13 protein-coding genes are annotated in these 14,741 nt (G+C 61.7%); 5 read left to right on the top strand and 8 right to left on the bottom strand.

Annotated elements, in window-relative coordinates:
- Positions 1-21 precede the first annotated feature (21 nt).
- From glpC to glpA, 3 genes are read right to left on the bottom strand one after another with little or no spacing between them, the layout of a single operon-like run.
- On the bottom strand, positions 22-1,221 hold the full coding sequence (gene glpC / locus ACJ8IL_RS16870) for an anaerobic glycerol-3-phosphate dehydrogenase subunit GlpC (protein ID WP_147823499.1): 1,200 nt from the start codon (positions 1,219-1,221) through the stop codon (positions 22-24).
- Positions 1,218-2,486, bottom strand: coding sequence for a glycerol-3-phosphate dehydrogenase subunit GlpB (glpB, locus tag ACJ8IL_RS16875; protein ID WP_442516695.1), 1,269 nt, complete (start codon positions 2,484-2,486; stop codon positions 1,218-1,220). The genes glpC and glpB overlap by 4 nt, the downstream gene beginning before the upstream one ends.
- Positions 2,476-4,125, bottom strand: coding sequence for an anaerobic glycerol-3-phosphate dehydrogenase subunit A (glpA, locus tag ACJ8IL_RS16880; protein WP_147823500.1), 1,650 nt, complete (start codon positions 4,123-4,125; stop codon positions 2,476-2,478). Before glpA ends, glpB begins: the two co-directional genes overlap by 11 nt.
- 364 nt (positions 4,126-4,489) lie before the next feature.
- Here glpA and glpT point away from each other — a divergent pair, with 364 nt between their 5' ends.
- Both glpT and glpQ read left to right on the top strand, forming a co-directional pair.
- Positions 4,490-5,845 (top strand): glycerol-3-phosphate transporter, encoded by a 1,356-nt coding sequence (gene glpT / locus ACJ8IL_RS16885; RefSeq protein WP_025304883.1) that lies wholly within the window; start codon positions 4,490-4,492, stop codon positions 5,843-5,845.
- Positions 5,846-5,927: 82 nt separating this feature from the next.
- Positions 5,928-7,007: a glycerophosphodiester phosphodiesterase gene (glpQ, locus tag ACJ8IL_RS16890; RefSeq protein WP_025304882.1), complete on the top strand. Its 1,080-nt coding sequence runs from the start codon at positions 5,928-5,930 to the stop codon at positions 7,005-7,007.
- Between the two features lie 54 nt (positions 7,008-7,061).
- On the opposite strand, the gene yigL is transcribed toward glpQ, so the two are convergent.
- Together yigL and pldB are read right to left on the bottom strand one after the other, a co-directional pair.
- Positions 7,062-7,859 (bottom strand): sugar/pyridoxal phosphate phosphatase YigL, encoded by a 798-nt coding sequence (gene yigL / locus ACJ8IL_RS16895; RefSeq protein ID WP_025304881.1) that lies wholly within the window; start codon positions 7,857-7,859, stop codon positions 7,062-7,064.
- Between the two features lie 4 nt (positions 7,860-7,863).
- A complete protein-coding gene (pldB, locus tag ACJ8IL_RS16900; protein ID WP_043142212.1) occupies positions 7,864-8,907 on the bottom strand; it encodes a lysophospholipase L2 in 1,044 nt (347 codons plus the stop codon).
- A 148-nt stretch (positions 8,908-9,055) separates the two neighbouring features.
- Here pldB and rhtB point away from each other — a divergent pair, with 148 nt between their 5' ends.
- Positions 9,056-9,676, top strand: coding sequence for a homoserine/homoserine lactone efflux protein (rhtB, locus tag ACJ8IL_RS16905; protein WP_060434791.1), 621 nt, complete (start codon positions 9,056-9,058; stop codon positions 9,674-9,676).
- Positions 9,677-9,724: 48 nt separating this feature from the next.
- Here the strand turns inward: rhtB and rhtC are convergent, their stop codons facing one another.
- From rhtC to pldA, 3 genes are read right to left on the bottom strand one after another with little or no spacing between them, the layout of a single operon-like run.
- Positions 9,725-10,345: a threonine export protein RhtC gene (rhtC, locus tag ACJ8IL_RS16910; protein ID WP_049203601.1), complete on the bottom strand. Its 621-nt coding sequence runs from the start codon at positions 10,343-10,345 to the stop codon at positions 9,725-9,727.
- A 12-nt stretch (positions 10,346-10,357) separates the two neighbouring features.
- Complete coding sequence (gene recQ, locus ACJ8IL_RS16915; protein ID WP_049200049.1) at positions 10,358-12,190, bottom strand: ATP-dependent DNA helicase RecQ; 1,833 nt, start codon at positions 12,188-12,190, stop codon at positions 10,358-10,360.
- A gap of 43 nt (positions 12,191-12,233) precedes the next feature.
- The gene (gene pldA, locus ACJ8IL_RS16920) at positions 12,234-13,112 is read right to left on the bottom strand and encodes a phospholipase A (RefSeq protein ID WP_342096150.1); all 879 of its coding nucleotides are present in this window, start codon (positions 13,110-13,112) and stop codon (positions 12,234-12,236) included.
- Between the two features lie 203 nt (positions 13,113-13,315).
- Here pldA and ACJ8IL_RS16925 point away from each other — a divergent pair, with 203 nt between their 5' ends.
- A complete protein-coding gene (locus tag ACJ8IL_RS16925; RefSeq protein ID WP_141971678.1) occupies positions 13,316-13,786 on the top strand; it encodes a thioesterase family protein in 471 nt (156 codons plus the stop codon).
- A 66-nt stretch (positions 13,787-13,852) separates the two neighbouring features.
- On the top strand, positions 13,853-14,740 hold the full coding sequence (gene rarD / locus ACJ8IL_RS16930) for an EamA family transporter RarD (RefSeq protein WP_025304876.1): 888 nt from the start codon (positions 13,853-13,855) through the stop codon (positions 14,738-14,740).
- Position 14,741 lies beyond the last annotated feature (1 nt).

Consider the following 14,741-nt stretch of genomic DNA (forward strand, 5'->3'; position numbering starts at 1 on the left):
GGTTTGCCGGCCCTTTCGTTTTTATACCAGCGCCTGCGCCAGCAGGGTGATCGGATGTTCGCAGCGCTTGCTGGTGGACATTTCTATCTGCCATTTGCAGGTTTCGCAGTCGGTCACCACCAGATCCACCCCGCTCTCTTCTATCTGCCGGAACAGCGGCGCGCCGATGCCTTGCGACGTGGCGTAGTTCTCCGATTTGAACCCGTAGGTGCCGGCGATGCCGCAGCACTGCGAATCCAGCACCACCAGCTCCAGCCCCGGTATCTGCCGCAGCAGCTCCAGGGTGTAGGCGGTCCAGCCCATCTTCTCCATATGGCAAGGCGTGTGATAAGCCACCCGCAGCGGCGTGCGCTTGAGCGGTAGGCTGCGCCCCTGATTGATCAGGCGATAGAGATAGCGCGTCGCCAGCTCCACCCGATCGCGCACCGCAGTGGTGTCTACGTCCAGCAGATGAGGGTATTCGTCACGCAGGGTGAAGGTGCAGCTCGATGAGGTCGCCACCACCGGAATGCCGCGCTCCAGCACCGTTTCATGCAGCGATTCGGCATTGACCCTGGCCTGCTTTTTAGCCTGCTCGATAAACCCGTTGGCGATCAGCGGCACGCCGCAGCATTTCTCGCGTTTCAGCAGCTGCACGCCGATATCCAGCGCGTTGAACACCCGGACCAAATCCTTGCCCAGCTGCGGGTGGTTATAGTTGACGAAGCAACCGTGGAAGAATGCCACCTGCTCGGCGTAACGCTGCTGCGCCTGCGCCTGTTGCCGGTACCAGCGGCGGAAGGTGCCGAAGGAATATTTCGGCAGCTCACGACGGTGATCGATCTTCAGCGCCTTGTCCAGCAGCTTGCGCACCGGTTTCAACCCGGTGGCGGCGTTGACGATCGGCGCGAACGGCGTCGACAGCGAGCCCATGATGTCGGTGTGGCTGAGGATGGCATCGCGCAGCGTCGGCTTGCTCTGGGCGAAGTCGGCGCGGGCGCGTTGAATAATGTCGCCGATTTTGACGTCGGACGGGCAGGCCACTTCACAACGTTTGCAGTTGGTGCAGTATTTCAGCGCTTCGTCGTACAGCGCCGGGTCTTTCAGCCGCAGCCGCTCGCCGTCCGGCCCCGCCTGTTTCGGCCCCGGATAGAGCGGGTTCACTTTGGCGACCGGGCAGTAGGTGGTACAGACGGTACATTTGATGCAGCTTTCAAAGCTGTGATCCTGATGCAGGCTCATACGCACTCCTCCGCGGCGATCTGCTGCGCGACGTGCAGCGCACCGATCAATGACACGCCGGCGCCGCAGCCCTGCTGCAGCGGATCGTAGCCGCCGGCGACCGCGCCGATGGCATACAGATTGTCGAACGGCATTCCCTGTTTCATCGCCCGCAGCCTGCCGTCGGTGCGCACGCCAAACTGCAGATAAGGCTGCGGTGCAAACAGCTCGCGCTGGCTCCAGTCGGCGCGATCGGCGCGGCTGTGCACGTCCAGCCCGAAGATCGGCTCGCGTACCCCGTCAAAATCCGCCACCAGCCCATTGCTGAAGAAGCTGCCGCTGGCCAGCACCACCTGCTGCGCCCGCAGCGGAATATCGCCGTGGTTGCGGGTATATAGGCCGGTGACGCGGCCGGCTTCGCACTCGGCGCGCAGCACGCTGTCGCCGGGCATGAAAATGCCGCCCAGCTGCTGAAAACGCCGCCGCAGCGCCTGATGCAAACGCATGCCGGGCACCGAAGGCGGCAGCGTCGGCAGCAGCCGGATCGGTTTGCCGACCGCATCCTGCAGCACCACCAGCGACGTATCGTCTTCCAGGCCCAGACAGGCCGGCAGGAAGAGCGCGTCGGCCTCGCCCGCCAGCCGCCGCAGCTCCTCGGCCATCGGCGGCAGGCTTTCCATCAAATCCAGTACCCGGGCGATGTTCACCGCGCGGAACTCGCTGGGGTTATTGCGCAATCTGTCCAACGCCGGCATGTGCAGATAGGCCACGTCCGTCTGCACACCGAGCTCCCGGCTCAGAGAGTCGGCGGCCATCTGCGGCTGGAAGTCGAGGAACCCCTCGATGCCGATCACCGCGATGCGCCGCCACGGCAGTTGGCCGGTCAGCGGCAGCGTCGGGATCGCCTGCGGGCTGAGCCAGGTGGCGCGGCGCGTGCCCAGCGGCGTAATGCGCAGATGGTTATTGGTACCCTCGCCCTGCAGGTTCAACCCGCAGCGCTCCAGCAGCCGCTGTGCGGCAGCGGACAGCGCCGCCACCCGACCGGGCCCGATCAGGGCATACGGATGCTGCGGCGCCTGCTGCGCCAGCTGCGGTAACGCCGCCAGCGGCATCTCGACCGGCGTGCCGTCCGGCAATCTCGCCAACAGATCGAGCGAGCCGGAGGAGAAGTAGAGCGCGCTCTGGCCGGAACTGACCACCGCGCAGCGTTTGCCCTGTTCGGCCACGGCAATGGCGCAGCTCAGGCCCGCCAGGCCACCGCCAATCACCACGACGTCAAATCGCATCATCCGCCTCCTGCTCCTTGTCGGCCTGGGCCTCAAGCCCGCATAACCCCTGGTAAACCCAACTGGTAAATTCGCTCTCGCGCAACGCATCGCCCCAGGCGATCGGCCGTACGCCTTTCCACCGTTCGTTGAGGAACTGCGACAGCTGCGCGATAGATTGCTGCGGCGTGCTGACGTTAAAGCGCGTCAGCAGCCCGGCGGCGCGGCAGGCGCAGAGTTCGCCTTGGCAGGTACCCATGCCGACGCGGGTGCGGCGGCGCAGATCCACCAGGTTATTGACGGTCAGCGAATTGACCGCATAGCGCACTTCCCCGGCGGTCACCGCCTCGCATTCGCACACCAGGCTGGTGTCGAGCCGATCGGCCGCCGGCACCTGGCTGGCGCGATCGCCGTGGCGGTAAATTGCTGAGCCGCGAATACTGGCGGGCAGTGAAACCACGCTGCGCACCGTTTCCTCCGCCGACTGGCGAGATCCCGGCAACGCGTCCTGCGCGGTGGTGCACGGACGGTTTACGCCAAGCTTTTCGCACACCTTGTCGGTGGCCCACTCCGCCATCAGGCGGTAGGTCATCAGCTTGCCGCCGGTGATGGTGATAAACCCTTCCAGCCCGTCGCGGGCGGCGTGATCGAGCAGCACGATGCCGCGGCTGACGTTGCGCCCGCTGGGATCGTCGTCGCTGGCGACCAGCGGCCGCACCCCGGCATAGGCGCGCAGAATGCGGGTCTGCGCCAGGGTGGGCGCCAACAGCGCCCCCTCGCGGATCAGAATGTCCACCTCCTGCGGGGTCACCAGCATGTTGTCAATTTGGTCGTAGTCGATATGAGTCGAGGTGGTGCCGATCAGCGAGATGGTGTCGCCCGGCACCAGGATATCGGCGTCCGCCGGTTTGCGGCAGCGGTTGATCACCATGTTGTTGATGCGATGGCCGAGGATCAGCAGCGCTCCCTTGGCCGGGAACATGCGAATGCGTAAATCGGCATATTCGGCAATCTGCTGGCCCCAGATACCGGCGGCGTTGACCACCACAGACGCGTGCAGTTCATAGCGCCGCTGATTCTGATGGTCGTAAACGCGCACGCCCGTTACCCGATCGCCGCTGCGCAACAATCCCACCACCTGGTGGTAGGTCAGGATCTGCGCACCGTGCTCGCGCGCGTCCAACATGTTGGCGGCGGTCAGCCGGAAGGGATCGACGGTGCCGTCCGGTACGCGCACCGCGCCGATCAGCGCCGGGTTAGCCGCCGGCTCCAACCGCAGCGCCAGCTGCGGGTCGATCGCTTCGGCGTCGATGTCGGCCTGGCGACAGGCCGCGATAAACTGCTGCTGATAGTCCAGCGAGTCTTGCGGCAAGGTGATGAACAGCCCGTCGGTGCGCTCGATACAGTGATGCGCGATGCGTTTCAGGATGCGGTTCTCTTCGATGCACTCGCGCGCCGACTCGCCGTCGGTCACCGCATAGCGCGCGCCGCTGTGCAATAAACCGTGGTTGCGGCCGGTGGCGCCGGTAGCGATGTCGTGGCGCTCCAGCAAAATGCATCGCAGGCCGCGCCGCGCACAGTCGCGGGCAATGCCTGCGCCGGTGGCGCCGCCGCCGATGATGATCACATCCGTTTCGCCGCCGTCAAAATAGCTGCTCATGTCGCTCCCTCAGGATCGGTAGTTATGAGCCTATTGAGCCACGGTTATTGGGGTCTTTGTTTGATAAGGAACAATAACGAACATAAAACGAAATAAAAATGACCACAAAAAACCATCAATGTGATCATAATCACGATTTTTGGACGTTTTTCTATTTCATAACGTTAACGAATCGCTCAAAATCCGCCGTGGTTTCATGAAAGTGTAACAATTGCGCCATTCGTCACAGCGACACCAGGCGTATTTGATGACAATGGCGCTCGTTATGGAACACAAAAACACCACATTCGATATCCGCTCAATCATCAAATGAACGTAAAAGGTCATATTGATGTGATAACAGATAAAGCCATCGGAGGCGCTCATGTTGAGTATTTTTAAGCCAGCCGCACACATCGCCCGTGTGCCGAGCGATAAGGTAGATCCGCTCTACCGTAAGCTGCGCTGGCAAATTTTCCTGGGGATCTTCTTCGGTTACGCCGCCTACTATCTGGTGCGTAAGAACTTCACCCTGGCCATGCCTTACCTGATCGAACAAGGCTTCAGCCGCGGCGACCTCGGCTTCGCGCTGTCGGGCATCTCTATCGCCTACGGCTTCTCCAAATTCATCATGGGTTCGGTTTCCGACCGTTCCAACCCGCGAGTATTCCTGCCTGCCGGCCTGATCCTGGCGGCGGCGGTGATGTTGTTCATGGGCTTCGTACCGTGGGCAACTTCCAGCATCGCGGTGATGTTCGTTCTGCTGTTCCTGTGCGGCTGGTTCCAGGGCATGGGTTGGCCGCCGTGCGGCCGCACCATGGTGCACTGGTGGTCGCAGAAAGAACGCGGCGGCATCGTCTCCATCTGGAACTGCGCCCACAACGTGGGTGGCGGCCTGCCGCCGCTGCTGTTCCTGCTGGGCATGGCCTGGTTCAACGACTGGCACGCGGCGCTGTACATGCCGGCCTTCGGCGCCATCCTGGTGGCCCTGATCGCCTTCGCCCTGATGCGCGATACCCCGCAATCCTGCGGCCTGCCGCCGATTGAAGAGTACAAAAACGACTACCCGGACGACTACAGCGAAAAAGACGAAGAAGAGCTGACCGCCAAGCAGATCTTCATGCAGTACATCCTGCCGAACAAGCTGTTGTGGTACATCGCGGTCGCCAACGTGTTCGTCTACCTGCTGCGTTACGGCATTCTGGACTGGTCACCGACCTACCTGAAAGAAGTGAAGCACTTCGCGCTGGACAAGTCTTCCTGGGCCTACTTCCTGTATGAATACGCCGGTATCCCGGGCACCCTGCTGTGCGGCTGGATGTCGGACAAAGTGTTCAAAGGCAACCGCGGCGCCACCGGCGTGTTCTTCATGACGCTGGTGACCATCGCCACCGTGGTGTTCTGGATGAACCCGGCCGGTAACCCGACCGTGGACATGATCTGTATGCTGGTCATCGGCTTCCTGATCTACGGCCCGGTGATGCTGATCGGCCTGCACGCGCTGGAGCTGGCGCCGAAGAAAGCCGCCGGCACCGCCGCGGGCTTCACCGGCCTGTTCGGCTACCTGGGCGGCTCGGTTGCGGCCAGCGCCATCGTCGGTTACACCGTAGACTTCTTCGGTTGGGACGGCGGCTTCATGGTGATGATCGGCGGCGGCGTGCTGGCGGTTATCCTGCTGCTGCTGACCATGCTGAACGAGAAGAAACACCACGCGGAAATCGCTGCCGGCAAGCGCGGCTAACCGTCACACGACTTTTGCATGATTTAAAGGCCGCCCTGCGGCCTTTTTACTACCCTGCCCCCAACAACACGGAGAAAACGGAATGCGGACTCAAGTCAAAGCCCTGCTGACAGGGATCATTCTCGCCACCTCAATGGTCAGCGCCGCCCAGGCGGCGGACAAAGTGGTGATCGCCCACCGCGGCGCCAGCGGCTACCTGCCGGAACACACTCTGCCGGCGAAGGCAATGGCCTACGCGCAGGGCGCCGATTACCTCGAACAAGATCTGGTGATGACCAAGGACAACGAGCTGGTGGTGCTGCACGACCATTACCTCGATCGCGTCACCGACGTCGCCGAACGTTTCCCGAACCGCGCACGCAAAGACGGCCGTTATTACGCCATCGACTTTACGCTGGCGGAGATCAAATCGCTGAAGTTCACCGAAGGCTTTGACATCGAAAACGGCAAGAAGGTACAGGGCTACCCTGGCCGCTTCCCGATGGGCAAATCCGACTTCCGCGTCCACACCTTCCAGGAAGAGATCGAATTCGTACAGGGTCTGAACCATTCGACCGGCAAAAACATCGGCATCTATCCTGAAATCAAAGCGCCTTGGTTCCACAAGCAGGAAGGCAAAGACATCTCCAGCAAAGTGCTGGCGGTGCTCAAGCAGTACGGTTACACCGGCAAGAACGACAACGTCTACCTGCAGTGCTTCGACGCCAACGAACTCAAACGCATCAAGAACGAGCTGGAGCCGAAGCTGGGCATGGATCTGAAGCTGGTTCAGCTGATCGCCTACAACGACTGGCAGGAAACCTACGAGCAGAAAGCCGACGGCAAGTGGGTGGAATACGACTATGACTGGATGTTCAAACCGGGCGCGATGAAGAAAATCGCTCAGTATGCCGACGGCATCGGGCCGGACTACCACATGCTGGTGGTGGCGGATCAATCCAAGCCGGGCCACATCGTGCTGACCGACATGGTGAAAGAAGCGCATGCCAGCAAGCTGGCGGTGCATCCGTTCACCATCCGCGCCGATGCGCTGCCGAAGTACGTGACCGACGTAAACCAGCTGTATGACGTGATTTACAACCAGGCCGGCGTCGACGGCGTGTTCACCGACTTCCCGGACAAGGGCGTGCAGTTCCTGCAGAAGCAGGGCCAGCACAAGTAATGCCAAGGGCGCCGCAAGGCGCCCTTGTTATTTCAGAGAAACGGCCTGGTTATTTCAGAGGAACATCTTGCGCAGGTAGTGCGGCACCGCGTTATCGACATTGGAGCCGATCACTTCCAGCTCCGGCAGCATATCCTTCAGGCGCTGATGCGCGTCGCGCATGATGCAGCCCTTGCCGGCCATCGACAGCATCTCCAGATCGTTCATACCGTCGCCGAAGGCGATGCACTCTTGCAGCGTATAGCCGATGATCTTGGCCACTTCTTCCAGCGCATGCCCTTTCGACACGCCGCCCGCCATCACTTCCAGACAGGTCGGGAACGAGAAGCTGACGTTGACCCGATCGCCCCAGCGCGCGTTGATGGCGTCTTCCACCTGCAGCAACCGCTCATGATCTTCACAGGTAAAGTAAACCTTGCAGACGCCGTCGGTTTCCAGCAGGCCCGGCTCAAACAGCTGATATTTGAATACCGACTCCTGGAAGAACTCTTCCTGCTCCGGGCTTTCGCGGTTGATGAACCAGTCATCGTTACGGTAGACGTTGGTGGTTATCTCCGGATCGTCGTGCAGCATGCCGTACAGATCGCGGGCGATATCCTCGTCCAGGTTGTGGCTGAAGATCAGCTCGCCGGCGGTGTTGTGCACCCGCGCGCCGTTGGAGGTGATCATAAAGGCGCTGATCTCCAGACTGTCGCGGATCTGCGCCACGTCGATGTGGTGGCGGCCGGTGGCGAACACGAAATGCACGCCGCGCTGGGTCAGCAACTTCAGCGTTTCTTTGGCGTACGGCGACAGGGTATGGTCGGGAGACAGCAGCGTGCCATCTAAATCGGAAGCGACGACGTGATACATAGCGTTATGTTCTAACCTCTGATGGAGTTGTCGGCGGCAGCGCGCCACCTAAGTGTTGAGCAAAGAAGCGCAGGATTGCGTTCAGTGCTTCGGCGCGCATCGCGTCCCGCTCGAACAGGATCTCATGGCGTGCGCCGTTGATAACCCACGGAAGCCCCCCTTCGCAAGGGCGCCCCGCGTCTGACAGAGCCTGACAAAAAGCCTGGTGCGAACGGTTGTCAACCACCCGTTCCTCACCGGCTTGCAAAAGCAACAGCGGCGTTGTTATCTCCCCGGCCTGCGCGATAATCTGCCGGCCGGCGCGGATGCTCTCCCGCACCCAATGGTAGGTCGGTCCGCCCACCTGCAGCTCGGGGTAATCGGCGTAATAGCGCAGGCTACGCCGGTAGCGTTCGCGGCTGTGGGTCAACACGTTGACCACATAAGGCAGCGGCCGCCACTGGCCGGTGCCCACCGCGTAGTAGTCGCGGATCGCCGGACGGGTCTCCGCCCAGTCGAGGATGCGGTCGGCCAGCCAGCCCGGCATCGGCAACTGGATGCCGAACATCGGCGCGCAAAACGCCGCCGCATCGAACGCCTGCGGCCGGCGTTGCAGGAACTGCGCCAGGATCGCGCCGCCCATCGAATGCGCCAGCGCGAAGCGCTGCCGGTAACCGCGCGACTCGACTTCGCGCTGCCAAAGCTGCTCGAAATCGTCCACGTAGTCGGCGAAGTTTACCACATGACCACGGTGCGTATCCGCCAGTAAACGCCCGGAACGCCCTTGGCCGCGATGATCGACGATCACCACGTCGTAACCGCAGTGGAACAGATCGTAGGCCACCTCGGGGTATTTCACGTAGCTTTCGATGCGGCCGGGGCTGACCACCACCACGCGCTGATGCCGCGCGGAACTGAAACGCACAAAGCGGATCGGCACGCCGTCCACGCCGCTGAACTCGCCTTCTTCGCGCTGCCGCCAGAAATCCAGCAGCGGCCCGGTGGCGAAGGCAGCGAACTGCGTTTCACGCGTTAACCAGTCATCGGAGCTGAGAGTGAACGAGGTCATCGAGAGCGTTTTCCCTGTGGGGCCGGCGGAAAAATGTGACCGCTGGCACAAGAAATCATACTAGCGTATTGTGATTCAATTCTGACAAAAAACGGCGCCGCCTCGGCGCATTGTGGCACAAAACGACACTTTCAGGGAGCCGAGAACCATGACCTTGGACTGGTGGTTAACCTACCTGCTGACCACGCTTATCCTTAGCCTGTCCCCTGGATCCGGCGCCATCAACACCATGAGCACCGGCATCAGCCACGGCTATCGCGGCGCCGCCGCGTCAATCGCCGGCCTGCAGGTCGGGTTGAGCGCGCACATCGTGCTGGTGGGCATCGGTCTCGGCGCGCTGATTTCTCAATCATTGCTGGCGTTCGAACTGCTGAAATGGTTGGGCGCCGCCTACCTGGTGTGGCTCGGCATCCAGCAATGGCGCGCCGCTGGCGCGCTGGATCTGCATGCGCTGGCGGGCAGCATGCCGCGCCGCCGTCTGTTCCGCCGCGCGGTGCTGGTCAACCTGACCAACCCGAAAAGCATCGTGTTCCTCGCCGCGCTGTTCCCGCAGTTCATCTTGCCCAATCAACCGCAGGCCGAGCAGTACCTGGTGCTCGGCGTCACCACCGTGGTGGTGGATATTCTGGTGATGATCGGTTACGCCACCCTGGCGACGCGCATCGCCGGCTGGCTGAAAACGCCGCGCCAGATGCAGCTGCTTAACCGGGTGTTCGGTTCGCTGTTCATTCTGGTGGCGGGGCTGCTGGCGACCGCCCGCAAAGCCTGACAAAAAAGGCCGGGCATCGCTGCTCGGCCTTGGGCATCTCACCGCCGGTCAGCGGGTAAAGATCAGGTGTAACCCGAAGCCGGTAAACAGCACGCCCGCCACGCCGTCGATCCACTTGGCCAACCGCTGATAGCCGCGGCGCATCGCCGGCAGCGCAAACACCACCGCCACCAGGCTAAACCAGACGAAGGTCTCGGCGACGATCAGCAAGAATAGCCCCCAGCGCGCGCCGGCGCCGACGCTGTCGCCGACGAACAGCGAGAACACGCTACCGAAATAGATCACCGCTTTCGGGTTGGACAAATTGGTCAGGAAGCCGCGAATAAAGCTGCGCCCGGCCTTCGGCAACGCCACCTGGGCCTCCGCCGCCGGAGCAGCTTGCTGCGCCCGCGCGGAACGCAGCAGTTGCCACCCCATCCAGCACAGGTAAATGCCGCCGCCGACCATGATGACCTGATGCAGCCAGGCCATCTTCTGCAGGATCAGATGCAGCCCCATCAACGCCACGCCGGCCCAAACCACGATGCCGAGCGAAATGCCGACCACGCCCATCATCGCCTCACGGCGCGAACGGCTGGCGGCGGTTTGCGACACGAAAAAGAAGTCCGGCCCCGGGCTCATCAGCGCAATCAGATGCACCAGCGCCACGGTGAGAAACAGCATCAGCATGATTTATCGCCCTCAGTCTTCATCATTGTCGAGATGGTCGCGGATCATCGCCATAAAGGGCGCGCCGAAACGCTCCAGTTTGCGCTGGCCGACGCCGTTGACGCTCAGCAGATCGCCGGCCTTGATCGGCATCTGCTCGGCCATTTCCAGCAGCGTGGCGTCGTTGAACACCACGTAAGGCGGAATGTTTTCTTCGTCGGCAATCGATTTGCGCAGTTTACGCAGCTTGGCGAACAGCTTGCGATCGTAATTGCCGCCGTAGGATTTCTGGTTGGCGCTGCTGCGCGACTTCAGGCTCTGAATACGCGGCACCGCCAGCTGCAGCGCCACCTCGCCGCGCAACACCGGACGCGCCGCCTCGGTCAATTGCAGCGCCGAGTGCATGGCGATGTTCTGGGTGATAAAGCCCAGGTGGATCAGCTGACGCAGCACGCTGGTCCAGTGTTCGGTGGTTTGATCGCGGCCGATGCCGTACACCGGCAGCTTGTCGTGGCCGTATTCGCGAATGCGTTGGTTGTTGGAGCCGCGCAACACTTCCACGATGTACCCGAGGCCAAAGCGCTGGCCGACGCGGTACACGCAGGACAGCGCCTTGCGCGCGTCCTCCAGCCCGTCGTAGCGCTTGGGCGGATCGAGGCAGATGTCGCAGTTGCCGCAGTTCTCGTGCTTGCCTTCGCCGAAGTAGTTGAGCAGCACCAGACGGCGGCAGGTTTGCGCCTCGGCGAACGCGCCCATGGCGTTCAGCTTGTGGCGTTCGATGTCCAGCTGCTGCCCGGCGGGTTTCTCCTCCAGGCAGCGGCGCAGCCAGGCCATGTCGGCCGGATCGTACAGCAGGATGGCTTCGGCCGGCAGGCCGTCGCGCCCGGCGCGGCCGGTCTCCTGATAATAGGATTCGATATTGCGCGGGATGTCGAAATGCACCACGAAGCGCACGTTGGGTTTATTGATGCCCATGCCGAAGGCGACGGTAGCCACCACCACCTGCAGATCGTCACGCTGGAACGCTTCCTGCACCTGCGCGCGGCGATCGTTGTCCAGCCCGGCGTGGTAGGCGCCGACGCTCAGCCCGCGGCTTTGCAGGCGCGCAGCGGTGTCTTCCACCTTGGCGCGGCTGTTGCAATAGATAATGCCGCTCTTGCCGCGCTGATCCTGCACGAAGCGCCACAGCTGATCGAGCGGTTTGAATTTTTCCACCAGCGTGTAGCGGATGTTCGGCCGGTCGAAGCTGCTGACCTGCACCAGCGGGTCCTGCAGCGACAGCAGGCGCACGATATCGCCGCGGGTGGACTCGTCGGCGGTGGCGGTCAACGCGATCACCGGCATCGACGGGAAGCGCTGTTTCAGCTGGCCCAGCGCGCGATATTCCGGCCGGAAGTCATGGCCCCACTGCGAAATACAGTGCGCCTCATCCACCGCCAGCATCGCCGGCGGACAGTGATCGAGCAGGTTGAGGAAGCTTTCCATCATCAGCCGTTCCGGCGCGATGTACAGCATCTTGATGGTGCCGTTGCGGCAGCCGGCCATGACGTCCAGCTGCTCCTCGCGGGTTTGCGTCGAGTTGTAGCAGGCGGCGGAAACGCCGTAGGCCAACAGTTGGTCGACCTGGTCCTTCATCAGCGAGATCAGTGGGGAAACCACCAGCGTCAGGCCGTCCATCACCAGCGCCGGGATTTGGTAACACAGCGACTTGCCGCCGCCGGTCGGCATCACCACCAGGCAATCCTGCCCGCCGATCGCGGCGTTGATAATCGTTTGCTGCCCCGGACGGAATTGCTGGTAGCCAAAGGTATCGCGCAATACCTGCTCGGCCAGCAACTCTCTGTTAATCACTGCTGCGGTTGACACACACTTCCCCATTTTTTCATCGGTACACACCCAGCGGGTATGATTACATAATATCGTTCAGCATGACACCAACGCCCACCCGTGTCTGCCGGAAGTTATAGTCGATCAGCGATTCGCCGTAGCCGCTGAATACCTGGGTATAGAAACGCACGTTGCGGGTGATCGGATAGCTCCAGCCCAGCTCCGCGCCGCCGTAGCCGCTGTTCCAGTTATAGTGGCTGTCGACGCTGAACACGCTGTCGCCCCAGGCGTAACCGACCTTCAGCCGGTAGTATCCCATGTATTTGGTGATGTCCGGGTTGTCGTCGTTGTTCGAGCTCTCCGAGAAGCGGAACCAGGGCTTGAGATCCACCTGCCAGTTGCCGTTTTGCGCCATCAGCCGCGCATAGCCGCGATTCCAGCTGCGCGACGTCGGATCCGAGCGGCCGTTAGACTGATGGTTAACGCCGATTTCAATATCGCGCAGCGTCCAACCGGCAAAGCGGTAATCGGTCGCCCACCCCACGAACAGCTGCGGCTCGTAGTTGGTCTCGCGGAACGGCGAAGACTCGCCGCGGTTGGACAATTGCCACCAGGAGCGCTGAGTATAAGACGCGCCGAGCACCGAGTTGTCGCCGGCAATGCCCCGCCACAGCGGAAACGCCAGGCTAAGCTGGTATTTCACCTCGTCCTTGCGCGCCTTGTCGGCCCAGTTGTACGTCTTGATGGCTTCTTTGTTGATATCGCTGGTGTCGGTGTACAGCAGGTAATTGGGATCGTAAGGATACAGCGTGAACGGATTATCGTGCTCCTGCAGCAGGTTGGCGATAATGCTGCCGCGCACCGCCGGCTTATCGTGAATCTGCTGCTCTTTGGCTTCCTCAGCCAATGCCAGCGCCGGCACCAGCAGCGTGGCGGAAACGATCCCTGACAAAATGCGCATAACCTCTCCTCACTCCAACGAAAAAGGGCAAGCCCGGAAAAAATCAGGCCATTTTACACACAAAGGGCGTTTTACCGCAGCGCAGGCCGGTTTTATTGGAATAGTCTGGAAAGCAACAAAGGTTAAGCATAAAATCAACATTCCATTAACCTGGACTGACCAGTTAGCTCCCTTAAAACGCAAAAGAAAAACGGAAACCCGCTATGTCGACCACACCATTGACCCTGGAAACCGCCCGCCGCAAGATCGGCGAAATCTTTGTCTACCACATGCCGTTCAACCGCGAGCTTGGCCTGGAGCTGCGCCGCTTCGACGATGACTACGTCGAGCTGAGCTTCACCAACCAGCGCAAGCTGGTGGGCAACGCCGCACAGGAAATTCTGCACGGCGGCGTGATCGCCGCGGTGCTCGACGTCGCCGCCGGGCTGGCTTGCGCCGGCGGCGTGCTGACGCGCCTGGAGCCGCTGATCGAAGAAGAGATCGCCGCCAAACTGTCGCGCATGGGCACCATCGATCTGCGCGTCGACTATCTGCGCCCCGGTCGCGGCGAACACTTCGTCGCCTCCGCCAGCGTGCTGCGCAGCGGCAACAAGGTCGCCGTGGCGCGCGTAGAACTGCATAACCACGACGGCCTGCATATCGCGACCGCCACCGCCACCTATCTGGTCGGCTGATGATTGTGTGCGGTGAGCGTCTTCAGTACACTCACCGCATCTTACGTTCCCCACCAGAGTGACGTCATGGACGCAAAGCAAACGCGTCAGGGCATTTTCTTTGCCCTGGCCGCCTATTTTATGTGGGGCATCGCCCCGGCCTATTTCAAACTGATCCAGCAAGTGTCCGCGGACGAGATCCTCACCCACCGGATCATCTGGTCGTTTTTCTTCATGCTGGCGCTGATCACGCTGGGCCGCAACTGGCCTAAAGTGCGCGCCGCCTGCCAAAACCGCAAACGACTGCTGCTGCTGGCGGTCACCGCGCTGTTGATCGGCGGCAACTGGCTGCTGTTCATCTGGGCGGTGAACAATCACCATATGCTGGAAGCCAGCCTGGGCTACTTCATCAACCCGCTGGTTAACGTGCTGCTGGGGATGCTGTTTCTCGGCGAGCGCTTTCGTCGCATGCAGTGGGTGGCGGTGGCGCTAGCATTCACCGGGGTACTGGTGCAGCTCTGGCAGTTCGGCTCGTTGCCGATCATCGGTCTGGGGCTGGCGTTCAGCTTCGCTTTCTACGGCCTGCTGCGCAAGAAAATCGCCATCGACGCCCAGACCGGCATGCTGATTGAGACGCTATGGCTGCTGCCGGTGGCGGCCGCCTATCTGTTCCTGTTCGCCGACAGCCCCACCAGCCACCTGAGCGCCAACCCGTGGTCGCTGAACCTGCTGCTGGTCGCCGCCGGCATCGTCACCACCGTACCGCTGCTGTGCTTCACCGCGGCGGCTACCCGGCTGCGCCTGTCGACGCTCGGTTTCTTCCAGTATCTCGGCCCGACGCTGATGTTCCTGCTGGCGGTCACCTTCTACGGTGAGACCATCGGCCAGGACAAGCTGGTGACCTTCGGCTTTATCTGGGCGGCGCTGATCCTGTTCACCCTCGACGCGCTCTACACCCAACGCAAGCTGCGCTAAG

Source organism: Serratia sp. CY47444, assembly GCF_052168635.1.
Taxonomy (GTDB): domain Bacteria; phylum Pseudomonadota; class Gammaproteobacteria; order Enterobacterales; family Enterobacteriaceae; genus Serratia; species Serratia bockelmannii.